The 22,769-nt window shown below is 69.3% G+C and carries 22 protein-coding genes and 1 pseudogene; 5 read left to right on the top strand and 18 right to left on the bottom strand.

Going from position 1 to position 22,769, the window contains the following annotated elements:
- Positions 1–374: 374 nt before the first annotated feature.
- From ELQ92_RS12595 to ELQ92_RS12605, 3 genes and pseudogenes are all read right to left on the bottom strand, one after another.
- Positions 375–2,027: pseudogene (locus tag ELQ92_RS12595) on the bottom strand (amidase); the annotation flags it as partial.
- A 38-nt stretch (positions 2,028–2,065) separates the two neighbouring features.
- Positions 2,066–3,208 carry a Fic family protein gene (locus ELQ92_RS12600; RefSeq protein ID WP_128499509.1) on the bottom strand — a complete coding sequence of 381 codons (1,143 nt, stop codon included), beginning with the start codon at positions 3,206–3,208 and terminating at the stop codon, positions 2,066–2,068.
- A 318-nt stretch (positions 3,209–3,526) separates the two neighbouring features.
- Complete coding sequence (locus ELQ92_RS12605) at positions 3,527–4,243, bottom strand: demethylmenaquinone methyltransferase (RefSeq protein ID WP_128499511.1); 717 nt, start codon at positions 4,241–4,243, stop codon at positions 3,527–3,529.
- 84 nt (positions 4,244–4,327) lie between these two features.
- Between ELQ92_RS12605 and ELQ92_RS12610 the strand changes: the two genes are divergently transcribed.
- Together ELQ92_RS12610 and ELQ92_RS12615 are read left to right on the top strand one after the other, a co-directional pair.
- Positions 4,328–4,849 (top strand): hypothetical protein, encoded by a 522-nt coding sequence (locus ELQ92_RS12610; protein WP_128499513.1) that lies wholly within the window; start codon positions 4,328–4,330, stop codon positions 4,847–4,849.
- A gap of 54 nt (positions 4,850–4,903) precedes the next feature.
- Positions 4,904–6,148, top strand: a complete 1,245-nt coding sequence (locus ELQ92_RS12615; RefSeq protein ID WP_128499615.1) for an isochorismate synthase — start codon at positions 4,904–4,906, stop codon at positions 6,146–6,148.
- A 109-nt stretch (positions 6,149–6,257) separates the two neighbouring features.
- Here the strand turns inward: ELQ92_RS12615 and ELQ92_RS12620 are convergent, their stop codons facing one another.
- Genes ELQ92_RS12620 through ELQ92_RS12630 form a run of 3 tightly spaced genes read right to left on the bottom strand, consistent with a single transcriptional unit; the run spans position 6,258 to position 9,336 of the window.
- A complete protein-coding gene (locus tag ELQ92_RS12620; protein ID WP_128499515.1) occupies positions 6,258–7,100 on the bottom strand; it encodes a PPK2 family polyphosphate kinase in 843 nt (280 codons plus the stop codon).
- Positions 7,101–7,154: 54 nt separating this feature from the next.
- Positions 7,155–8,903: a 2-succinyl-5-enolpyruvyl-6-hydroxy-3-cyclohexene-1-carboxylic-acid synthase gene (gene menD / locus ELQ92_RS12625; RefSeq protein WP_208004370.1), complete on the bottom strand. Its 1,749-nt coding sequence runs from the start codon at positions 8,901–8,903 to the stop codon at positions 7,155–7,157.
- Positions 8,904–8,913: 10 nt separating this feature from the next.
- Positions 8,914–9,336, bottom strand: a complete 423-nt coding sequence (locus ELQ92_RS12630) for a PLDc N-terminal domain-containing protein (RefSeq protein ID WP_128499519.1) — start codon at positions 9,334–9,336, stop codon at positions 8,914–8,916.
- 89 nt (positions 9,337–9,425) lie between these two features.
- On the opposite strand from ELQ92_RS12630, the gene ELQ92_RS12635 reads away from it, so the two are divergent.
- Positions 9,426–9,683 (top strand): DUF4229 domain-containing protein, encoded by a 258-nt coding sequence (locus tag ELQ92_RS12635; RefSeq protein WP_243695014.1) that lies wholly within the window; start codon positions 9,426–9,428, stop codon positions 9,681–9,683.
- Between the two features lie 78 nt (positions 9,684–9,761).
- Here the strand turns inward: ELQ92_RS12635 and ELQ92_RS12640 are convergent, their stop codons facing one another.
- The 3 genes from ELQ92_RS12640 to ELQ92_RS12650 form a co-directional block, all read right to left on the bottom strand.
- A complete protein-coding gene (locus ELQ92_RS12640) occupies positions 9,762–10,736 on the bottom strand; it encodes a 1,4-dihydroxy-2-naphthoate polyprenyltransferase (RefSeq protein WP_128499617.1) in 975 nt (324 codons plus the stop codon).
- A 283-nt stretch (positions 10,737–11,019) separates the two neighbouring features.
- A complete protein-coding gene (locus tag ELQ92_RS12645) occupies positions 11,020–12,201 on the bottom strand; it encodes an AMP-binding protein (protein ID WP_243695015.1) in 1,182 nt (393 codons plus the stop codon).
- A gap of 40 nt (positions 12,202–12,241) precedes the next feature.
- Positions 12,242–13,147 carry a 1,4-dihydroxy-2-naphthoyl-CoA synthase gene (locus ELQ92_RS12650; RefSeq protein ID WP_128499525.1) on the bottom strand — a complete coding sequence of 302 codons (906 nt, stop codon included), beginning with the start codon at positions 13,145–13,147 and terminating at the stop codon, positions 12,242–12,244.
- A gap of 83 nt (positions 13,148–13,230) precedes the next feature.
- Between ELQ92_RS12650 and ELQ92_RS12655 the strand changes: the two genes are divergently transcribed.
- On the top strand, positions 13,231–14,229 hold the full coding sequence (locus ELQ92_RS12655) for an o-succinylbenzoate synthase (protein ID WP_128499527.1): 999 nt from the start codon (positions 13,231–13,233) through the stop codon (positions 14,227–14,229).
- Between the two features lie 18 nt (positions 14,230–14,247).
- On the opposite strand, the gene ccsB is transcribed toward ELQ92_RS12655, so the two are convergent.
- From ccsB to ELQ92_RS12680, 5 genes are all read right to left on the bottom strand, one after another.
- Positions 14,248–15,228, bottom strand: coding sequence for a c-type cytochrome biogenesis protein CcsB (ccsB, locus tag ELQ92_RS12660; protein WP_128499619.1), 981 nt, complete (start codon positions 15,226–15,228; stop codon positions 14,248–14,250).
- Between the two features lie 94 nt (positions 15,229–15,322).
- The gene (resB, locus tag ELQ92_RS12665; RefSeq protein ID WP_424980169.1) at positions 15,323–17,032 is read right to left on the bottom strand and encodes a cytochrome c biogenesis protein ResB; all 1,710 of its coding nucleotides are present in this window, start codon (positions 17,030–17,032) and stop codon (positions 15,323–15,325) included.
- Between the two features lie 64 nt (positions 17,033–17,096).
- Positions 17,097–17,831 (bottom strand): cytochrome c biogenesis CcdA family protein, encoded by a 735-nt coding sequence (locus ELQ92_RS12670; RefSeq protein WP_481808276.1) that lies wholly within the window; start codon positions 17,829–17,831, stop codon positions 17,097–17,099.
- Entirely contained in the window at positions 17,828–18,442 is a 615-nt protein-coding gene (locus tag ELQ92_RS12675; RefSeq protein WP_243695017.1) for a TlpA family protein disulfide reductase, read from the bottom strand. The genes ELQ92_RS12670 and ELQ92_RS12675 overlap by 4 nt, the downstream gene beginning before the upstream one ends.
- Positions 18,442–19,077, bottom strand: a complete 636-nt coding sequence (locus tag ELQ92_RS12680; protein ID WP_128499529.1) for a histidine phosphatase family protein — start codon at positions 19,075–19,077, stop codon at positions 18,442–18,444. The genes ELQ92_RS12675 and ELQ92_RS12680 overlap by 1 nt, the downstream gene beginning before the upstream one ends.
- Positions 19,078–19,148: 71 nt before the next feature.
- Here ELQ92_RS12680 and aspS point away from each other — a divergent pair, with 71 nt between their 5' ends.
- Entirely contained in the window at positions 19,149–20,489 is a 1,341-nt protein-coding gene (aspS, locus tag ELQ92_RS12685; RefSeq protein WP_128499531.1) for an aspartate--tRNA(Asn) ligase, read from the top strand.
- 74 nt (positions 20,490–20,563) lie between these two features.
- On the opposite strand, the gene ELQ92_RS12690 is transcribed toward aspS, so the two are convergent.
- From ELQ92_RS12690 to ELQ92_RS12705, 4 genes are read right to left on the bottom strand one after another with little or no spacing between them, the layout of a single operon-like run.
- Positions 20,564–20,866, bottom strand: coding sequence for a Dabb family protein (locus ELQ92_RS12690; protein WP_128499533.1), 303 nt, complete (start codon positions 20,864–20,866; stop codon positions 20,564–20,566).
- Positions 20,863–21,129 carry a glutaredoxin family protein gene (locus ELQ92_RS12695; protein ID WP_128499535.1) on the bottom strand — a complete coding sequence of 89 codons (267 nt, stop codon included), beginning with the start codon at positions 21,127–21,129 and terminating at the stop codon, positions 20,863–20,865. Before ELQ92_RS12695 ends, ELQ92_RS12690 begins: the two co-directional genes overlap by 4 nt.
- Before the next feature lie 9 nt (positions 21,130–21,138).
- Positions 21,139–21,858 carry a metal-dependent transcriptional regulator gene (locus tag ELQ92_RS12700; RefSeq protein WP_279432169.1) on the bottom strand — a complete coding sequence of 240 codons (720 nt, stop codon included), beginning with the start codon at positions 21,856–21,858 and terminating at the stop codon, positions 21,139–21,141.
- A gap of 10 nt (positions 21,859–21,868) precedes the next feature.
- Complete coding sequence (locus tag ELQ92_RS12705; RefSeq protein WP_128499537.1) at positions 21,869–22,768, bottom strand: metal ABC transporter permease; 900 nt, start codon at positions 22,766–22,768, stop codon at positions 21,869–21,871.
- Between the last annotated feature and the right edge of the window lies 1 nt (position 22,769).

The raw sequence follows: 22,769 nt of genomic DNA on the forward strand, positions 1-22,769 counted from the left end.
CCGACCACGGAGTAGGCGGCCTCAACGCCGCCGGTCTCGTCCCGCACACGGACGACGACGATCGACCCGTACGGCTCCCGCCACCGGCTGTGGCGGTACGCGTGCACCTCGGGCCCCCGCGGGACGGCGACATCGACGACGGTCCGGTGATCGTGCTCGTCGCCCTCCGGACTCACCGGCACCTGCTCGCCGTCGACCGTGACCACGAGGTCGGCGAGCGGCGACCTGCTCTCGACCTCGATGCGCGCCCGCACGACGACGGTGCCGTCCGCGCCCGGCTCGACCCCGGCGTCGAGCACTACGACGGGCGCCGCAGCCGGCCTCGCCGCCGGAGGGACGACCGCTGCACGCGGGAACACGTCGAGGGCGCGCTCCGGCGTCCGCGGCGGTGCCACACGCGCCTCCGCCGCCGCTTCGAAGGCGCCGGCGAGCGCCAGCAGACACGCATCGTCGTAGGCGCGACCGACGAACGTGAGCCCGACGGGCATCCCGATGTCGTCGAGGAGCCCCATCGTCACGGTGACGGTCGGGATGCCGAGGTGCCGGGGGATCGAGTTGCCGTTCGAGAACGCGACGCCGTTCCGCCAGGCGATCTCGCTCGAGGCCGGATCGACGTCCGCATCGGCCGGCGCGACGTCGGCGTTCGCGGGGAACACGATCGCGTCGAGACCCTGCTCGTCCATCCACTGCTCGAGGTCGATGCGCCGCGTCTCCTCGAGGCCGCGCACCGCCTCGGCCATGCCGGGGAGATCGTCGAGGCCGATGTCGCGCTGCTTCGCGATCTCGACGAGGCGCGCGAGCTCCTCCGCGAGGTTCTCCGGGTTCGGGATGTCGCCCGGGTTCTCGGGGAAGAGCAAGGCACCGTCGACGTCGCGGAACCGGTTCAGCGCGGGGTCGCCGTTCGCGCGCAGATATTCGTCCCACGCGTAGATCGAACCGAGCTCCCACTCCATCGCGCTGAAGCCGGGAGGGACGAGTCCACGCGTCTCGATCGTCGGGGTGCCCGGCCGGTCGCCCTCGTAGTTCGTCACGGGCGGGAAGTCCGTCTCGATCACCGTTGCGCCGAGCGACTCGAGGAGCGTGCGCGCGCTCCTCCAACGATCCATGATCGACTCGCGCGTCACGATCGGCTCGGCGATCTCCTCGTCGGCGTTGATGTACATGCGCGGCACACCGATACGCGCCCCCGCGAGCGCGCCGTCGTCGGCGAGCGCAGCGTAGGAGGCGGGCCGCACGTCGGCGAGCGGCGGCAACGCGACCCAGGGCTGCGTCCTCCAGAAGTCCCCACGCGGCTCGGGGTCGTCGGCGACGAGGACGTCGAGGAGCTCGAGCAGGTCCGGGACGCTCCGCGTGTGCGGGACGACGACGTCCATCGTCGGATACAACGGCCAGTTGCCACGCACGGAGATAACGCCGCGCGACGGCGTGTACGCGACGAGGCCGTTGTTCGACGCGGGCGACCGGCCGGAGGACCAGGTCTCCTCACCGAGCCCGATGATCGCGAGGCTCGCGGCCGTCCCGGCGCCGGAGCCGTTCGACGATCCGGATCCGAAGGCGGCAGGGAGGAAGTCCGCGTTGTACGGGCTCTCCGCTCGACCGTAGAGGCCTCGCTGCATCCCGCCGTCGGCCATGGGCGGCATGTTCGTGAGCCCGATGAGCACGGCCCCCGCGGCACGCATCCGCTCGATCGCGAACGCGTCGCGCGAGGCGATGAGGTCGGCGAAGGCCGGCGACCCGCTCGCGACCGTCAGGCCCTCGACGGCGTAGCTGTCCTTCGCGGTGTAGGGGATGCCGTCGAGCGGACCGAGCGTCCGTCCCGTCCGCCGCCGCTCGTCCGAGGCCCTGGCCTCCTCGAACATCCTCGGGTCCAGCACGGGCACGGCGTTGAGGTGGATGCCGTGTCGGTCGTACCGCGCGATGCGCTCGAGGCACGCGGCGACGAGTTCGACGCTCGTCACGACGCCGTCCTCGAGCGCGCGACGGGTCGCCGCGATCGTCCCCTCGACGACGCTGTATCGCTGTGGAATCCCCTGTAGGCCCGATGTGCGCACCGCAATCACACTCCCTACTCGAGTTTGTCGTTCTGCAGCATCGGCGGAAGGAAACCCAATTCGTTGAAGCGCCGCACCAGGAAAGGCCCGATCACCGGATTGTGAAGTGATGCCGTATAAAAGCGCGGTCCCGCATCGGCTCGCTGCAGCAATCCGCGCTCTACCATCGCTCGAATAGCCACCGAGCGTGCCGATGGCCCACCTGGGAACGCATCCTCTAGGTCTCCCGCTTTCACGACTCCCTGGTCGAAGACGATCTGAAGCGCTTTGCTCTCCGCCGTATTGAGAATCCCGGACTCGCGCATCCTTTGGATGGTCGGAGCCAAGACTTCTCGGCTCAGGTATTCGGCGTCTTGAAGCTTCGTTAGGCGCTCAAGGTCGTCATGTACGCCACGTGCGAAGAAGGTGCACCACAGCACAGTGCCACTGTTTGAGAGATCGTCGGCCGCTTCCAATGAGGCGTAGTACTCGTCTCGATCGTTTCCGAAGACAGCTGTGGGGTTGACCGTACGAAGCCCTACAGGGCTGACGAACCCGTTCCGTCTGATCATGAAGTAGGTCACGAGTCGAGAGACCCGCCCATTACCGTTCCTGAAAGGATGAATCCAGAGGAAACGATGGTGAGCAATCGCGACGTGAATCATCTGTTGGTGCGCAGGCAACGGCCTGTTTGCGAACTCCAGAAAATCGCTCATTTCAGAGTGCACGTAAACGTGGCTCGGCGGAGTATGAGCTGAGTTCAATATTTCTACGTCTACGACACGATAGGAGCCCGGGGTCGGGTCGCCTTCCCGTGTCAGGCCGTCGACGGTCATGCGATGAAACTCGCGCACGAGCGAATGCGTCAACGGAGCTTCCGGCGGCAGCTCGTCGATCAGACGCATCGCAGCGAGAAGATTGTTGATCTCTCGCTGGGCCTCGCTTTGCTGCTCGTCATCACCCGAGGGGCCCCGAATAGCGTCGTAAACGGTGGTCCTGTTGCCCTCGATGCGGGCTGAGATGACGCTTGACAGAATTTGAAACAGGCTGTGCAACTCGATGATGAGTTGCGGGCGTGTAGTACCAAGCCCTAGGTTTCCGCGGAAACGTTCGAGTTCGAAAGAAAGCTCCACGAGAGGCGAATCGAAATCAACACTAGGAAGGCGATACTTGTCCACGCTTCACCTCCTATTTGTAATTCCTCAGTGGCTTTCTTTACAGCAGCCGTCGTGCCACGCGGAAAGACGCCAGTGGGAACTTCTTCAGGCAAGTAACTTCTTGTGAGACCAGTAAAGACTATTTGCGAATGTCTCCGCGGAATATTTTCCCAGGCAATCGCTTACTGATCCCGCCGCCTATCTAATGTTGCTAGCGAAACGAGGAGGCACACGCATGCTCAAGGCAGGGCGCCCATAGAGGCGTCAGCGCGATCAAGACATGGATTGGCCGGCGGGGCCGGATGTAGGACCTGTCGATCACCTCAAACGCGCTCGTCGTCAGGCGGTCTCGAGCGGCTTGCGACCCCGGTGCAGCGCGACGATGCCGCCCGTAAGGTTGCGCCAGGCGACGTCGCGCCAGCCGGCCTCGCGCAACCACGCCGCGAGCTTGGGCTGCGCCGGCCAGTCCTTGATCGACTCGTCGAGGTAGTCGTAGGCGTCGGAGTTCGAGCTCACGACCTTGACGACCGTGGGCATGACGCGGTCGAGGTAGAAGTCGTAGAGTCCGCGGAAGGCACGGTTCGGGGGCGTCGAGAACTCGCAGATGACGATGCGGCCGCCGGGCTTCGTGACCCGGAGCATCTCGGCGATGGCCGTCTGGGGCCCCTCGACGTTGCGGAGCCCGAAGGAGATCGTCACGGCGTCGAACTCGGCGTCGCCGAAGGGCAAGGCCGTCGCGTCGGCCTCGACGAAATCGACGTTCGTGAGGTGTCCGTACTTCTGCCGCCCGACCTCGAGCATACCGGGCGAGAAATCGGCCGCGACGATGTGGGCACCCGACGCGGCGAAGGCGGCACTCGAGGTCCCCGTCCCGGCGGCGAGGTCGAGCACGCGCTCGCCCGGCTTCGGGTCGACCGCGCGCGTCGTGGCGATGCGCCAGAGTCGGTCGTTGCCCACCGAGAGGACCGTGTTGGTGCGGTCGTAGTGCGTCGACACCTCATCGAACATCGCCGAGACCTGGCCGGGTTGCTTCGAGAGATCGGCTTTGCTGTTCACCCCGCCAGTCTAGGACCGCTCATCACCCGGAGCCTGGGCGCCGACCGGGTGGACACGCCGTCGGACGCGGCCGAGACTGGAGGCATGGAGCGGCACGGACGTGGTCGAGCGGGAGCGGTGGTCGCCGCGAGCGCCGCACTCCTCGCCGGTTGCGCCGCCGGGCCACGAGTGGCGGAGAGCCCGGACCTCTCGTCCGATCCGTCCGTCGCGCCGTCGTCGACCCGCTCCGAGTCGGTCACGCCCCTCCAGGACGGCTTTTACCGCGCCGCGGTCTACGTCTCCGACGGCGCCGCGTCGGACGGTGTCCTCGCCGCCGGCACGCTCGTCGACCTCGGCGATGGCTGCCTCGGCCTCGAATCCACTGACGGGCAGCGCTTCCTCGTCGCGTTCCCGGACGGCACCACACTCGAGGACGGGGTCGTCACGGCCGTCGGTATGGCGCCGTTCGGGCTCGGACAGCCGCTGCGCTACGAGGGCGCCGTGCGAAGCCTCGACGACCGGCAGGACGCCCTGGCCCTGCCGGTCGGCTGTCCGGACGACGTGACGGACGTCTGGTACTTCGTCGTGCCGAACAGCGCCGGCGTCGGCGGCCCCGGCGCTGACTGACGCCGCCGCTGGACACCCGACGCGACCGCCCACCGGGCTTAGGCTGAATCCGTGATCAGTACCGGCACGCCCCCAGCCCTCGTCGCCTCGACGAGACGGGTCGACGGTATCGGTCCCCTCCTCGCCCACGCCGACGCACAGCGTCCGCTCGTGTGGTCGCGACGCGGAGACGGCCTGGTCGGAATCGGTGAGGCCCTGCGGCTCGAGTTCCGGGGAGCAGACCGCATGAGGGAGGCCGCCGCGGCGTGGCGCGACGTGGCGGCCGCCGCCACGGTGACGGACGGCGTCCGCGTGTCGGGATCCGGACTGGTCGCCTTCGGGACCTTCGCTTTCTCCGCCGACTCGCAGGAGCCGAGCGTCCTCATCGTGCCGCGCACGATCGTGGGGCGGCACGGGTCGACGACCTTCGTGACACGGATCCGCCGGGCGGACGAGCCCGACGACGACTCCCGGCTCACCGCGTCACGGCGCTTCGGCGACGAATTCCGCATCTCCCTCTCCGCCGGTGAGGAGACCGCCGACGGATACGTCGAGCACGTGGGTCACGCGATCGACCGGATCGCGAGCGGTGCCCTCTCGAAGGTCGTGCTCGCTCGGGAGCTCACGGGGCACGTCCCCGCCGGAGCCGATCTGCGCCGGGTCATCACCGACCTCGCCCTCGGATACCCCGACTGCTGGACCTTCGCCGTCGACGGACTGATCGGCTCGAGCCCGGAGACGCTCGTCCGTGTCGAAGCCGGCACGGTGGGCGCTCGGGTGCTCGCCGGAACGGCTTCGCGCGGCGTCAACGCGGACGCCGACCAGAAGGCGGCCCTCGCGCTCGTGACGTCGACGAAGGACCAGGACGAGCACCAGTTCGCCGTGCGGAGCGCCGTCGAGTCGCTCCGTCCGCACACGCGGCACCTCGCGACGAGCGAGGTGCCGTTCGCCCTCAAACTGCCGAATCTCTGGCACCTCGCGACCGATCTCGAGGGAGCGCTCGACGGCGGCGCCTCCTCGATCGACCTCATCGACGCGATGCACCCGACCGCCGCCGTGGCCGGCTCCCCCCGCGAGGAGGCCGTCTCGCTCATCGCCGAACTCGAGCCCTTCGACCGGGGTCGCTATTCGGGTCCCGTCGGGTGGGTGGACGCGTCGGGCGACGGCGAGTGGGCGATCGCGCTGCGCTGCGCACAGGTCGACCCCGACGGCGACGTCACCGCATATGCCGGCTGCGGCATCGTCATCGACTCGGATCCGGCGGCCGAACTCGCCGAGACGCGGATGAAGTTCCGCCCCATCGTCGACGCCTTCGGCTGATCCGCCCCCTCCACCTCCCGCGGATCCCCCTCCCGGGTCGTCACATGTGTCCGCGGTCGCCGGCCCCAAGACCACGGATTCGCGTCCACCCGGGACCCGACTGGAGGGATCAGGTCGCCGCGAGCCGCTGCTTCTCGCGCTCGACACCGAAGTCGGCCGTCGGCCACTGCGGAGAGATGGACTCGAGCGCGTCGATGAGGAGTTGTTGCACGGCGAGGCGTGCGAACCACTTCTTGTCCGCGGGGACGACGTGCCAGGGCGCCTCCGGAATCGAGGTCCGTTCGATCGCCACCTGGTACGCCGCCTGGTAGTCGTCCCACAGCAACCGTTCGTCGACGTCTCCGGGGTTGTACTTCCAGTGTTTGTCCGCGCGTTCGAGCCGCTCGCCGAGGCGTTCCTTCTGCTCGGAGCGGCCCACGTGCAGCATGACCTTCACCACTCGGACGCCGCGCTCGACGAGCCCGCGCTCGAACTCGACGATGGCCCCGTAGCGCCGCTCGAGTTCGTCCTCACCGGCGAGCGAACGGACACGACCGATGAGGACGTCCTCATAGTGCGAGCGGTCGAAGACGCCGATGAGGCCGGGCGTCGGCACCCGCCGCTCGACGCGCCAGAGGAAGTCGTGCTCGAGCTCCTCATCCGTGGGCTTTTTGAAGGCGGTGATCGTCACACCTTGGGGGTCGACGGCGCCGACGACGTGCCGCATGATGCCGCCCTTTCCCGCGGTGTCCATGCCCTGGACGATGAGCAGCACGGAGTCGCGAGCACCGCCTGTGCTCGACGCGAAGAGCCGCTCCTGCAGTTCCGCGAGCCGTTCGACGCGCGCCGTGAGTTCCGTCTTCCCCCGCTTCTTCGGGCTCCGTGAGCCCCGCGACGTGAATCCGGGGGTCGAGCCGGGGTCGACGTCGGAGAGTCTGAAGCCCGGGCCGATGGTGAGGGTTGTGGAGTCCATGCCCTCATCCTCGTCCCTCCGACCGATGGGCGACACCCCGCCACGGTCCAGTGCTCAGCGCTCGAGCGGGACCTCGATGAGTGTCGGCGCACTCGTCTGAGCGGTGAGAGCCTGATCGAGCTCCGCGCGCGTCGTGGCGCGCGCGTGACCCCACCCGAATCCCCGGGCGAGCGCCTCGAAATCGACGGACCGCGGGGTGTAGAGGACGCGGTCGATATCGTCCTTCCGCGCCGACGTCGCGACCTCGAGTCCATCGAAGATCGTGCCGCCGCCATCGTCGCCGACGACGAGTTGCAGGCGCGGCGGCGTCTCGCCCGCTGCCAGCAGGAGCCCGCCGATGTCGTGCAGAGCCGTGAGGTCGCCGACGAGGACGCGTGTGACTCCCGCACCCCCCGCGCGCTGACTCGCCGTCGCGATACCGAGAGCCGTCGAGATCGTGCCGTCGATTCCCGCGAGGCCACGATTGGCGTGGACCCGGACCTTCTTCCCGCCCACGACGGCGTCGGCCTCGCGGATCAGTCGGGACGCCCCGAGGACGAGCCGGTCGTGCGGCCACGTCGCCCGCCACACCGCCTCGACGAGGAGGCGACGATCGATCGGTTGTCGCACGGCGGAGAACTCCGCCTTGACGTAGGCGAGCCGCTCGGCGGGGTCGTGGGAGCGCGCGGCTTCGAGGTCGGGCGCACTGTCCCGCGACTCCGCCTCGGCGATCCCGCGCGACGCCGTGATCCAACTCCCGAGCCACTGCCGGTCGACGGGCCCCTCCACGACGGAGACGGCGGACACGACACGCACGGCTCGACGACCCGGGTTGTACACCTCGCCTCCAGTGGGGGCCACGACGGTGACGTCCATCCCCTCTCGTGACAGCAACGCGGGGACCTCCCGGCTGAGCGTCGGATGCCCGAAGACCACGGCGCGCTCGATGCGGCCGCCGAGCGCGGGGTCTGCGAGGAGGCGGCGGTACGCGACGACGAGGTTGCGTCCGTACCGCGCATCACTCGACACCTCCGCGATGAGCGGCCAGCCGCCGGCGTGAGCCAACGACTCCGCCGCGGGTCCGGCCGCGTGGCCGGCGATGACGACCGTGCGCTTGTCGCGATCGAGCAGGATCGACGGCCGGTAGACCGCGGTCGGAGCGGCCGCCGGCGGCGTGACGAGACCGCCCTCGTCCGTCAGGGCGTCGACGAGCTGATGCGGCACATGGACGAATCCCGAGGAGAGCGGCTCCCGAAAGGCGAGGTTGAGGTGGACCGGCCCCGCGCCGGCCTCGCCGCGGCCGGCGGCGAACGACACCGCGTTGTCGGCGAGTTCGTCTGCCGCTCGGGACTCGCTCCGGAGCCCCGACGGTGCGGCGACGTCGACGGCGAACCGGGTCGCCTTCGCGAAGATCCCCGGCTGGGCGGTGGTCTGGTTGGAGCGGATGCCGCGCAGCTCCTCCGGACGATCCGCGGTGAGCAGGATGAGCGGTACGAGCGAGTGGTGGGCCTCGAGAACGGCGGGGTGCAGGTTCGCGACGGCGGTCCCCGAGGTCACGACGATCGCGACGGGTCGCCTCGACTCCACCGCGAGCCCGAGCGCGAAGAAACCGGCGGCCCGCTCATCGATCCGCACGTGCACGGCGATGGCACCGGCGCGCTCGAACGCGGCGGCCGCGAGAGCGAGGGCTTGCGATCGAGAACCGGGGGCCACGACCACGTCCCGGACCCCGCGACGCACGAGACCCTCGAGGAGGGCCGCGGCGAACGCGGTCGAGGGGGCTGGGCTCTGGTCCTCGGGGGAGGTGCGTTGACCGTCAGACATGCTGAGGACTCTATCGGTCGCGCGAATCGCCGTCCTGGCGGTCTGCTCCATGGTCGGCCGGGTCGTCGGGCAGCGTCTCGGGGTGACCGGCCGCGGGGCCGTCGGGCTCCGGTGACTCGGAGTCGAGCGCGGCGAGCTCCTCCTCGAGGCGACGGATGCGGTCGTCCTGCTCGGCGTCGCGGCCGAGTCGGCCGAGGAACGCCGGGTCGTCGTCCGGGGCCCGCGGTCCTGCGGCGACGGCGGTGTTCTTCCGTCCGCGACCGATGAGGAACCACAGGACGATCCCGATGACGGGGAGGACGATGATGACGACGATCCAGACCGGCTTCGGCAGCCCGCGGACGCGATCGTTGGCCATCATGGCGCAATCCACGACCGCATAGATCGTGACCACCACGACGATGACGGCGAGTCCGAGGAGCAGACGGGGCATGCCGTCATGATATCCGCCGAAACTGGGCGTCGTCCGTGGCGCTGGTTCCTCGGGCGGCCCCTCGCAGGCCGCCGCGTAGACTTATGCCCGTGAAACGCGTGCCCCCCGTCCTCGTCTACACGGTCCTCCGGCTGCTCGCGTTCCTCATCCCGCTCGGCGTCCTCCTCGCCTTGCGCATCGAGCCGTGGATCGCGGCCGTGCTCGCCGCGCTCATCGGCATGGCGCTCTCGTTCGTCCTCTTGCGGTCACCGCGGGAAGAGGTCGCGAAGGGCATCTACGCGCGACGGCACGGCGACCACATGCCGGACACCACGGACGAGGACGCCGAGGACTCCGCTACTCCCTGAGCGGCGGAGACCACCGCTCACGAACGCCGACGGCCCCACCCTCGAGGAGTGCGGGGCCGTCGGCGTTCGTGAGAACGGTCAGAACGCGAGCGCCCAGAACCACGAGATGCCGTAGAGCAGTTGCGTGATCCCCACGAGCCGGAGCGCCACGATCAGTTCACGAGGCTGCTGAGCCGTCGCCACGATGACGCACGCGGGGAGAGCCGCGAGGAGCGCGAAGAGCGAGAACCACAGCTCGGGGAAGAGGAACGCGACCCACGCCGCGAGCAGGAAGGGCACGATGAGGAAGACGATGAAGAGCACGCGTGAAGCCGTCGATCCGATGATGACGCTGAGGGTGCGCTTTCCCACGAGCCGGTCCTGGTCACGGTCCCGCAGGTTGTTGACGAGGATCGCGGAGCACGCGATGAGGCCCGCGCCCGCCGCACCGAACAACGCCTCCTGGCTGAGCGTTCCGACCTGGACGTACATCGTGCCGAGCGTCGCCACGAGTCCGAAGAAGAGGAAGACGAAGACCTCACCGAGCGCGAAGTAGCCGTAGGGGCGCTTCCCGCCCGTGTAGAACCACGCAGCAGCGATGCTCGCCGCGCCGACGATGAGGAGCCACCAGTACTGTGTCAGGACGGTCAGCGTGATGCCGGCGATCGCGGCGATCCCGAAGAACACGAACGCCACGACGAGCACGGTTCGCGCCGCCGCTCGACCGGAGCCCACGAGGCGCGACGGGCCGACGCGGACCGCGTCGGTGCCCCGGATGCCGTCGGAGTAGTCGTTGGCGAAGTTGACGGCGATCTGCAGCGACACCGCCGTGACGAGGCAGAGGAGTGCGCGCACCCAGTGGTACTCGCCGGGACCGGCCGCGAAGATCGCCGCGCCCGTGCCGATGAGCACGGGGGCGACGGCCATCGGGAGCGTCCGCACGCGAGCGCCCTCGACCCAGTCGCCGAAGCGGGCGGGCCGGACGCTCTCGATACGGCGAGCCGCGGGGTTTCCGCTCTTCCCCTTCGCCTTCGGACGGTTGCCGCCGCCGCGCCCGCCGGCTTCGGCGATCACCTTGGCGGCCCCCGACTTGGCGTCGATCGACTTCTGCTTCGCGGCGCGTTCCTGCTGGGTGCGGCTCGGCGTCGCGGTCCCCTTCTTCGAGGAGGACTTCTGCGTGGCACCACCGGCCGCGCTCGACGCCTCGGAGCCCGTCGCCCCGTGCGCGGTGTTCTCCGCCGCGGGGGGCTTCTTCTTCCCGAGCGCCCCGGCGGGATCCAGCCTCTGTTCTTTCGCAGCCACGTGTCGACCTTTCGTTCGTGGAAATTCTAGGGTGTGGACGTCCGAGCGCTGCGCGTCATTCCTCGGGGCGGGGAGGAGCCACGAGTCGGGCGACCGCCGACCGGTCGGGTTTACCCGTGCCGAGAAGCGGGAGCTCGGCGAGACGGACGATGCGCGCCGGCCGGGCCGCGACACCGAGCTCTCGCTCGACGGCATCCCGCACCTCGGACAGCGACACGGCGGGGGCTGCAGCATCGACCGCGACGACGGGGACGCTTCCCCAGCGGGGGTCGGCGGCCCCGACGACCACGGCCGAGTCGAGGCCCGGTCGCTCCCGCACGGCGGCCTCGACACGATCGAGCGAGACGTTGACACCCCCGGAGACGATCACGTTGTCGATGCGGCCGAAGACGTGCACCACACCCTGATCGTCGATCGTCCCCGTATCCCCTGTACGGAACCACCGTCCGTCCGCGTCCTCCGGGAAGACCGCGGCGGTGCGGTCTGCGTCGTCGAGGTAGCCGAGAGCGAGGGTGGGGCCACCGATCCGGATCTCGCCGTCGACGAGGCGGACGGTGACGCCGTCGAGCGGTCGGCCGTCGTAGACGCAGCCCCCTGCGGTCTCGCTCGATCCGTAGCTGCGGACGAGGCGGACCCCGGCAGCGGCTGCGCGGTCGCGGAGCACCGACGGCACCGCTTGACCGCCGACGATCACGGCGTCGAGCGCGGCGAGCGCACCACGCCCGCGGTCGTCGTCGAGGAGCCGGGCCACCTGCGCCGGCACGAGCGCGGTGTACGAACGCTGTCCGGAGCGCGCCTCCGCGACCGCGGCGGTGAACGCCTCGATCCCGAAGGCGCCGCCGGCGAGCGGGACGGGCGCCGTCCCCGCCACGATCGACCTCACGAGGACCTGCACGCCCGCGACGTAGTGCGCGGGCATGGCGAGCACCCACCGGCCAGGACCGCCGATGGCGCTCTGGGTCGCGCGGGCGCTCGCGAGCAGCGCCGAGGCGGAGAGGGCGACGCGTTTCGGGTAGCCGCTCGATCCGGAGGTCGCGATCACGACGGCGACCTCGTCCTCGACGACGCCGGTGGCGTCGTCGATCGACGAGGAGTGCGCGGCGCCGGGCCCGGTCGAGAGCGCTCGCCCCACGGCGAACGGCTGCACCGCGGGACCCCTCCCCTCGATCGCGTGCTCGATCGCCCGGCTCAGCCGCAGCGGATCGTCGGCGGCGCTCAGGTGAAGTTCTCGCGTCACGGCTGTGTCCGCCCCCTGGTCGGTTGCGCCCGCCCCATGGTCAGTAATGCCAGGGGAAAGGCGACCAGTCGGGCTCGCGCTTCTCGAGGAAGGAGTCGCGCCCCTCGACGGCCTCGTCCGTGCCATACGCGAGCCGGGTCGCCTCCCCGGCGAAGACCTGCTGCCCCACGAGCCCGTCGTCGACCGCGTTGAAGGCGAACTTGAGCATGCGGATGGCCGTCGGCGACTTCCCGAGGACCGTGCGGGCCCAGGCGATCGCGGTCTCCTCGAGTTCCGCGTGCGGCACGGCCGCATTGATCGCGCCCGTCGCAAGGGCGCGCTCCGCGGAGTACTCCTCCGCGAGGAAGAACACCTCCCGCGCGAACTTCTGACCGACCTGCCGGGCGAAGTACGCGCTTCCATACCCGGCGTCGAACGAGCCGACGTCCGCGTCCGTCTGCTTGAACCTCCCGTGCTCGATGCTCGCGATCGTCAGGTCGCACACGACGTGGAGCGAGTGCCCTCCCCCCGCGGCCCAACCCGGAACCACCGCGATGACGACCTTCGGCATGAACCGGATGAGGCGCTGGACCTCGAGGATGTGCAGGCGCCCCGACCGCGCGGGTTCGACGGAGTCGACCGTGTCGCCCTCGGCGTACTTGTAGCCGTCTCGGCCCCGGATGCGCTGGTCGCCGCCGGAGCAGAAGGCCCAGCCGCCGTCCTTCGGGCTCGGACCGTTGCCGGTGAGGAGCACCACGCCGATGCGTGGGTTCTGGCGGGCGTCGTCGAGCACCCGAGCAAGTTCATCGACCGTCCGGGGGCGGAAAGCGTTCCGCACCTCGGGGCGGTCGAACGCGACCCGGGCGATCCGTCCGTCGGTCGAGTGGTGATAGGTGACGTCTCCGAGGTCGTCGAAGCCCGGGGCATCGATCCACGCGGATTCGTCGAACAGCTCGGAGACGCTCATTGCTCCAGCCTAATCCCGCGCCCTGGCGGAGACACCGCACCCGGCGAGCGCTCGATCGGGCGACCGGTGCGAGACTGAAGGCCATGGACCCACTCGCCGCACCCGTGCCGGACATCGAGGAGCTCCTCGACTCCGCCCACGTCGTCTCCCTTCCGCTGGCGACGCGGTTCCGCGGCATCACGGTGCGCGAGGCCGTCGTCTTCGACGCTCCGCTGCGCGCCACCGAGTTCTCGCCGTTCGCCGAATACGACGACGCCGAGGCCTCCACCTGGTTGAGGGCGGCGATCGACTTCGGTTGGGCGGAGCAGCCCGCTGTCCTCCGCGGCCGCATCCCGGTCAACGCAACGGTCCCGGCCGTGTCCGCCGATGACGTCCCGGCGATCCTGGCACGGTTCCCCGGGTGCCGGACGGCGAAGGTCAAGGTCGCCGAACCGTCGCAGACGCGCGACGATGACGTCGCGCGGGTGCGTGCCGTCCGAGACGTGATGGGTCCGGAGGGTCGCATCCGGGTCGACGCCAACGGCGGCTGGAACGTCGACGAGGCGGAGCACACCATCCACGAGCTCGCCCCGTTCGACCTCGAGTACGTCGAGCAGCCGTGCGCGAGCGTCGAGGAGCTCGGCGAGTTGCGGGCGCGCATCCGCTGGATGGGCGTCCCCATCGCCGCCGACGAGAGCGTGCGGAAGGCCGCGGACCCACTCGCCGTGGCGCGAGCCGGCGCCGCCGACGTGCTCGTCGTGAAGGCTCAGCCTCTCGGTGGTGTTCGGCGCGCCCTCGCGATCCTCGAGCAGACGGGGCTTCCCGTGGTGATCTCGAGCGCCCTCGACACGTCCGTCGGGTTGGCGATGGGCGCTCGGCTGGCCGCGGCGGTACCCGGACTCGCGTTCGACTGCGGCCTCGGGACGGCGGCTCTCCTCGCGGCCGACGTCACCGACGACCCACTGCTCCCCGTCGAGGGAGCGATCCCCGTCCGCGACGTCGCCCTCTCCCCCGAGCTGATGTCCCGTCACGTGGCGGACGCGGAGCGCACGGCCTGGTGGCACGAGCGCATCAGGCGCTGCCACCACCTGCTCGCCCGCTGACCCGGGCCGGAGAGGGGATCAGAGGCCGGAGTAGGCGTGCAGTCCCTTGAAGAAGACGTTGACGACGCCGAAGTTGAACAGCACTGCCGAGAATCCGATGATCGCGAGCCATGCCGAGCGGGTTCCGCGCCATCCCCGAGTGGCACGAGCGTGGATGTACCCGGCGTAGATGACCCAGATGATGAACGTCCACACTTCCTTCGTGTCCCAGCCCCAGTAGCGACCCCACGCCGACTCGGCCCAGATCGCTCCCGCGATGAGGGTGAAGGTCCAGAAGATGAAGCCGATGATGCTCACGCGGTACGCGAGGTTCTCGAGTCGGTCGGCGCTCGGAAGTGTCGCGAGGAAGCGCATCCTGAGCGCCGAGAGCTCGAGCTTCAGCCGCTCCTGTCGCGCCTGGATCAATTGCACGACCGACAGTGCGAAGCCGAGCGCGAGGAACGCCGTCCCGAGACTCGCGACGAAGACGTGTACGACGAGCCACGCCGATTGGAGGGCCGGGGGCAGCGGGGCGATCTCGACGTAGAAGTTCCACGACAGGCCCAGCAGGACGACGACGAGCCCGGTCACGAACGTGCCGAGGAAGCGCAGGTCCTCGCGCGTGAGCACGAGGAGGAAGACGCCGATGATGAGCAGCGTGCCCGTCATGGCGAACTCGTACATGTTGGCCCACGGCACCCGACCGGCGGCGATACCGCGCGTCACGTCGGCGGCGAGATGCACGATGAAGCCGAGGACCGTGAGGGCGACGCCCACCCGCAGCGACGGAGACCGCGACGCGGTGACGCGCGCCCCTCCCCCGGTTCCCGTCGGCCGATCGACCGTGAGGGTCCGCGCGCCGCCGGTGGATCCCGCGTCGGCCGCAGCGGAGTTCCGCGCGACGGCGCTCGGGACGACGGCACCGGCCGCCTCGCGCACCTCGGTGCTGCGTCTCGCCAGATCGAAGGTGAAGGCGATGAAGGCCAAGGCGTAGAGCGCGAGCGCCGTCCACAGTGCCATCACCGAGAAGTCGTTGAGATCCACCCGATCAGACTACCCCGCGAACCTGTGGCGGAGACGGGGCGGAGCCGGCCTCCTGGGCGCTCCTCCGATGTCAGAGTCGCTCGACGCCGAGCGCAGTGCCATGCCGGTACGCGAGCGATGCGACGGCCTCGGCGAGCCCCGGATCCTCGCCTCGGGCCAGGCCCGCGTACTCCACGCGGACTCCCCCGCCGTATTCGTCCCCGTCGCTCCCGCCACCGTCGTCGGTCTCCCCGAGCGGACGTACGGCGACCCAGACGCGACGGCGCGGGACGAAGAGCGACGTCAGCAGGCCGAGTGTCACGAGCACGGCGAAGAGCAGCACCCAGAACTGGCTCGGGTCGCTGTGGATGTCGAGCGAGGCGAAGCGCGGCACGGAGTTCGAGAAGTCACCGGCCGCAGCCTCCGGATCGGCGTTGCCGAACTCGATGGACCCGAGTCCGTTCGGCAGCTCGGCGGATTGTCCCGGCAGCAGCTGGATGGCGTCGACGTCCGTACCGCGGCCCGCGATCTGCGTCATATCGTCCGTGTTGAGCGTGTACACGGAGCGCGGCACACCCCCGTCGATTCCGAGGTCGCCCGTGAAGACGTTGAGCGACAGCATCGGGAGGACGAGGTCCGGGTAGGTCGACGTGAAGGCGCCGTCCTCGAGCGGCTGCGCCGTCGGGTAGAAGAATCCGAGCAGGCCCACCTGCTCCGCGAGGCCGTCGGGAACCTTCACGACGCCGACCGACGTGAGGTTCGCGTCTTGCGGCAGGAACGGGATGGAATCGGTGAAGACGACGGTCCCCTCCGGGTCGCGCACCGTGATCGTCGGCGCGTAGCCGTTGCCGAGCAGGAAGACATCGGTGCCGGCGAATCGGAGCGGCTCGTTGACCTTGATGCGCTGCTCCTGGCTCGTGCCGTCCGGTGTCGTCGTCGTGAGATGCGCCGTGAAGTCGATCGGCTGCCCGAAAGCGTCCGCGTTCTGCGTCTCGTAGGTCACGTCGAAGGCGTCGAGCGTGAGCGCGTACGGCGACAAGGTGCCTTCGTCGAAGAAGCGACCGGGATTGATGGTGTCGTAGTCGATGACCGAGTTGACGAACGACTGGCCCTCGACGACGACACGCTGACCCGAGTAGCCGAAACCACCCCCGACGCCGACGGCGACGAGCACGCCGACGAGCGACGCGTGGAAGACGAGGTTGCCCGTCTCGCGCAGATAGCCGCGCTCCGCCGAGATCGACCGGACGCCGCGCTGGTCGTACTCCTCGATCCGGTAGCCCGAGCTCTTCAGGAGGGTGCGCGCCTCGGCGATCGCCGTGTCGACGTCGACGTCCGGGTAGGCCTCCTCCCGGTGGTCGGCAAGACGCGACAGCCGCGCCGGGGTGCGCGGGGGCCGCGAGCGCATCGCGTCGAAGTGGTGCTTCGTGCGCGGGATGATGCAGCCGATGAGGGAGACGAACAACAGGATGTAGACGGCCGAGAACCAGGCCGAGCTGTAGACGTCGAAGGCCTGCAGGTTGTCGAGCACGGGTGCGAGGTCCGGGTTGTCGACGAAGTACTGCGTGACGCCGTTCGGGTCGCTCGATCGCTGCGGGACGAGGGACCCGGGGATCGCCGCGATCGCGAGCAGCAGGAGCAGGAGGATCGCCGTCCGCATGCTCGTGAGCTGTCGCCAGAAGAACCGGAGCGACCCCGCGAGACCGAGCTTCGGCGAGACGGGACCGTCCGGCCGCGCACCGCTCGCCGTACCCTCCGTCGACTCGCCGTCGAGCTCGGGGCGTGCGTTGGGGTCGTCGATGCGGTCGGACGGTCCGCGCGCGCGCGTCGATCGGGCGGCCCGCTCGGGAACCTCCCGCTCGGAATCAGATGACGAGGTCAAAGCCGTACATCACCCCTTGAAGCTGATACATGATGAGGGACCAGACGCCCGTGACCATGAGGACACCGACGACGATGAGCAGCACTCCGCCGATGATGTTGACGGCGCGGATGTGGCGACGCAGGAACCCGACGGAGCGCGTCGCCCAGCCGAGGCCGAGCGCGATAAGGATGAACGGGATGCCGAGCCCGAGGCAATAGCCGAAAGCGAGGAGGGCGCCCTGCCATGCCGTGCCGCCCGTGAAGCCCAGGGAGAGCACGGCCGAGAGCGTCGGTCCGATGCACGGCGTCCAGCCGATGGCGAAGACCGCACCGAGGAGAGGGGCGCCACCGAGTCCCGTCGCGGGCAGCCACGAGAGCTTCGCGGTGCGCTGGAAGGCTCCGAAGCGCCCGATGAAGACGAGCCCCATCACGATGACGACGGCACCGAGGACGCGGGTGATGACGTTCTCCCACTGCACGAACCACGCGCCGATCGCGCCGAACGCCGCACCATAAAGGACGAAGACGACGGCGAAGCCGAGCACGAAGAGCGACGCGCCGAGCACGAGGCGGCGGCGGTCCTGTCGTCCCTCGCCCTGGAACCCGCCGACGTAGCCGAGGTAGCCCGGGACGAGCGGAAGCACACACGGCGAGGCGAACGACACGAGGCCGGCGAGCATCGCGAGCGGCACGGCCAGCAGGAGGGACCCGCCCGTGATGATCTCCCCCGGATTCACTCCTCTGACTCGGCGATCGTGTCGCGGATGAGGGTGTCGAGGATCGAGGCGTCGCGGATCTGGCCGACGATACGCGCGGCGATGCGGCCCTCCGCATCGAGCACGAGGGTCGTCGGAACGGCGTTCGGAGGCACCGAACCGGAGAAGGCGAGCTTCACGGCACCGTCGTTCGTGTCGATGATCGACGGGTATTCGATTCCGTACGTCTCATCGAACGCGATCGCCGTGTCCGCCTGGTCCCGCACGTTGACGCCGAGGAAACTCGCGCCCTGGCCCTCGTACTGCCCGCTGAGCTCGACGAGATCGGGCGCCTCGGCCCGGCACGGCGCACACGCGGCGTACCAGAAGTTCACGACGAGGACCTCGCCGGCGAAGTCGTCGGAGGTCACCTCGTCGCCGTTCTGGTCGACGCCCGCGAACTCGACCGGCTCGTCCCGCTCCACCGCGGGGATCTCGGTCCAACTGCCGTCACCGGCGATGTATCCCTTGCCGCTGCCCTCGCGGTACTGATCGGCGAGCGGATCGTTCGTGCAGCCCGTGAGCGCGAGGAGAGCGACGCCCGCGATGGCCGCGAGCCGGGAGGGGAGTCGGAATCGGGAGGTGCGCATCATCACACCGCCCCCACATCGGTCGCGGCGGTCGCGAGCCCCGCCGCGGGGTCACGGTAGGAGACCTCGATGAACCCATCGCCGCTGCGCTCCAGCGTCGTGATGCTCGAGAGCGCGCAGCGCCGCTTCCGCGGGTCGTGCGGGAGCGGGATGCCCGCCACCGTGGAGTGCACCATCCAGATGGGGAGTTGGTGGCTCACGAGGACGACGTCGCCGTCGGGCGTGGACTCCCACGCGTCGTGGACGGCCGCGAGCATCCGGGCGGAGATGGACACGTAGGGCTCCCCCCAGGTGGGCACCCGCGGGTTGCGCAGCGCGAACCAGTTCCGCGGGTCGCGCACAGCGCGTGCCATCACGCGTCCCTCGAAGTGGTTCGCGGGCTCGATGAGGCGCTCGTCGAGCTCGGGCTCGAGCTCGAAGCGCTTCCCGATCGGCGCGGCCGACTCCTGCGTGCGCTGGAGCGGTGAGGCGATGATGCGGGAGACCGGCGCATGCTCGTCCTGCAGGGCGAGCGCTGCAGCCGCGGCCATCCGCTCGCCGAGGGTCGAGAGCCGGAATCCGGGAAGGCGTCCATAGAGCACGCGCGAGGGATTGTGGACCTCGCCGTGCCGGACGAGGTGGATCCGGGAGGCAGACACGCCTTCAGTCTACGTTCGCGTCGCCTGAGCGTTCGCCCTGGCCGCGCACGCCCCGAGTAGGCTTGACCCCCGTGAGTGAACGCACCCTAGTCAAGAACCTCGCCGCCCTCGAAGACGGCCCCGTCAGCGTGTCCGGATGGGTCGAGACCGTCCGTGATCAGAAGAAGGTGCAGTTCGTCGTCCTGCGGGATGAGTCCGGCGCCGTCCAGCTCGTGAACCCCGCGGTCCGCGAGCTCGTCGAGGACGACCCGGAGAGCGCGGCGAAGCTCGCGACGACGGAGGCGATCTCGGCGCTCGCGCACGGTTCGTTCCTCACCGTCACGGGGTCTCTCAAGCACGACGAGCGCGTGAAGCTCGGTGGGCTCGAGGTGAAGATCGGCTCGCTCGAGGTCGTGAGCGAGTCGCTGCCCGAGACACCGATCGCTGCCGACTCGAGCCTCGACAAGCGCCTCGACTGGCGGTTCCTCGACCTGCGGAACCCGAAGCAGAACCTCATCTTCCGGGTGCAGACGACCATCGAGCACGCCTTCCGTCAGTACTGGATCGACAACGACTTCATCGAGATCCACACGCCGAAGCTCATGGCGTCGGCGAGCGAGTCCCGCGCCGAGCTCTTCGAGGTGGGCTACTTCGACACGACCGCATACCTCGCGCAGAGTCCCCAGTTCTTCAAGCAGATGGCGCAGCCCGCCGGCTTCGGGAAGGTCTTCGAGATCGGCCCCGCCTTCCGCGCAGACCCCTCCTTCACGAGCCGTCACGCGACGGAGTTCACGAGCGTCGACGCCGAGATCAGCTGGATCGACTCGCACGAGGACGTCATGGCCCTCCACGAGGAGCTCCTCGTCGCGGCCTTCACCGCGGTGAAGGAGAAGCACGGCGAAGCCCTCAAGGAACACTTCGACCTCGACGTCGTGGTGCCCTCTCGCCCCTTCCCGCGCATCCCGTTGGCCGAGGCGAAGCGCATCGTCGCCGAGCGCGGCTACGAGATCCCGCGCGCCGACGACGACATGGACCCCGAGGGTGAGCGTCGCATCGCGGCGTACGTGAAGGAGGAGTTCGGCCACGATTTCGTGTTCCTCACGGACTACGCGTCGAGCATCCGGCCGTTCTACCACATGCGTCACGAGGGCGACGCGGCGCTCACCAACAGCTACGACCTCATCTACAGCGGCGTCGAGATCTCGACGGGCGCACAGCGCGAGCACCGTGTCGACGTGCTCATCGAACAGGCGCGAGAGAAGGGCCTCGAGCCGGAGGAGCTCGAGTTCTACCTCGACTTCTTCCGCTACGGCGTCCCGCCGCACGGCGGATTCGGCATGGGGCTAGCGCGCGTTCTCATGCTGCTGCTCGGCGAGCAGTCCATCCGCGAGACGACGTACCTCTTCCGAGGCCCCACCCGCCTCCTCCCCTAACCCTCACCCCCCTGAACACTTCCTTTGTGCTCGAATTTTCGAGCACAAAGGAAGTGTTCAGGGGGGTGAGTGGGTCAGAGGGCGTAGTCGATCGAGGCCCGGTCGGAGACGACGCCGCGGACGTACGACGCCGCGTCCTGGTGGGCCGGGTGCTTCTGATAGCGCTCGAGAGCATCGAGGTCGTCGAACTCCGAGACGAGGACGACGTCCCAGTTCTGCTCCGGGTAGGCGACGTTCGTCGCGACCGAGAGCGATCGGATGTCCTCGACCACGCCGACGAGCGCGGTGAGCCGTTCGGAGATCCCGGAGGCGTGCTCGGCGCGTGACTGCGGGTCACTCGCCGCGAGCTTCCACGTGACGATGTGGCGGATGGTCATCGGTCTCCCAGGATCGCGTTCGTCAGGCGGCCGGAGTCGACCCGCCAATAGCAGTGCTGTCGGCCGTCGAGGAGGACGACAGGGATCATCTCCCCGTAACGCTCGCGGAGCGCCTCGTCGTCCACGATGGAGAGTTCCTCCACGGTGAGCTCCGGAGAGCCTGCGCGAGAACGGATGTCGGCGACGACAGACGACACGACGTCACGCGCGTCGTCGCACAGATGGCAGTCCGGTTTGCCGATAAGGGTGATGGCGACGGTCACGCGTTCAGCCTATCCGCAGTCAGCGTCGCCGGGCGCGAGCGCCGGTCTGACCCAGATGGACCGAGCGGCGAGCACACCGAGCTCGGTGCTCGCGTCGCGCCCCTCGGCATCGCCGCTGCCGTCCCGACCGAGAACGAGCACACCCGCAACCTCCACGCGTTCCCGTACCGTGACGCGCGTGTCGAGCACGATCCCGTGGGCGCCGAGGTAGCGCAGCAGAGCGGGGTCCTCGTCCGAGATGCGCGCGACGGTCCCGCCCGCGCCGACCGCGAGGTCCGCGAGATTCACGGCATCGGAGGCGGGGACCCGGCCATCCCGCCGCGGGATCAGATCACCGTGGGGGTCACGCTCGGGGAAGCCGAGCTCCTCGTCGATCCGGTCGATGAAGGTCTCCGACGCCGCGTGCTCGAGGTGTTCGGCCTCGTCGTGGACCTCGTCCCAGCCGTAACCGAGCCGCTCGACGAGGTACGACTCGAGCAGCCGGTGCCGACGGACCATCTGCACGGCGGCGGCGCGGCCGTCGGCCGTGAGGGTCACCGCGCCATACCGTTCGTGCTCGACGAGTCCGTCGGCGACGAGCTTCTTCAGGTTGCCCGAGACGGTCGAGGTCGCGACTCCGAGTCGGGCGGCGATGTCGCCGGCGGCGGCGTGCTGATCGCTCCACTCCTCCGACTTCCAGATGGCGCTCACGTAGTCCTGCGCCATCCGCGTCAACCGGTCGAGTTCCACGCGAGCGAGTCTACGGTGCGGCCGGGCGGCGACGGATCGGCCGACGCCGACGCCACCGGCGCCGCAGAACCGCAACGAGTACGCCGTGACGAGGGCTCACGAGGAACACGATCGCGAACACCGCGCCTTGCGAGAGGACCACCATGCCACCGGGCGCCGTATCCAGGAAGTAGCTCGAGTAGATGCCCGCGACAGCGGAGAACGCCGCGATCGACGGGGCGATCACGAGCATGCGGGGGAGGCGATCCGTGAGGAGGTACGCCGTCGCACCGGGGATGATCAGCATCGCGACGACGAGGATCACCCCGACGGTCTGCAATGCGACGACGGCCGTCAAAGCGAGCACACCGAGCAGCAGCGCACCCAGCAGGCGTGGTGAGAGCCCGATCGCATGTGCGTGCGTCGGATCGAACGCGAAGAGGGTGAGGTCGCGACGCTTGACGATCAGCAGACCTGCGGCGATGGCGCCGAGGACGAGGATCTGCACGAGGTCGCTCGTCCCGATCCCGAGGACGTTCCCGAAAATGATGTGGCTGAGGTCCGTCTGGCTGGGCGTGACCGAGATGAGGACGAGACCCAGCGCGAAGAGCGTCGTGAAGACGATGCCGATCGCGGCGTCCTCCTTGACCCTGCTCGTGTCGCGGACGACGCCGATGAGGGCGACGGCGAGGAAGCCGAACACGAGGGCACCCACGGCGAAAGGCACCCCGACGATGTAGGCGAGGACGACACCCGGCAGGACCGCGTGGGAGACCGCGTCCCCCATGAGCGACCACCCGATGAGCACGAGCCAGCAGCTGAGCAGAGCGCACACGACGGCGGCGGCGAGCGTCGCGACGAGCGCACGCACCATGAAGTCGAACTGGAGCGGTTCGAGGAGGAGGCCGAGGACACCGTCGAGTTCCGCCATG

It is taken from the genome of Labedella populi (genome assembly GCF_004078655.1).
Taxonomy (GTDB): Bacteria; Actinomycetota; Actinomycetes; order Actinomycetales; family Microbacteriaceae; genus Labedella; species Labedella populi.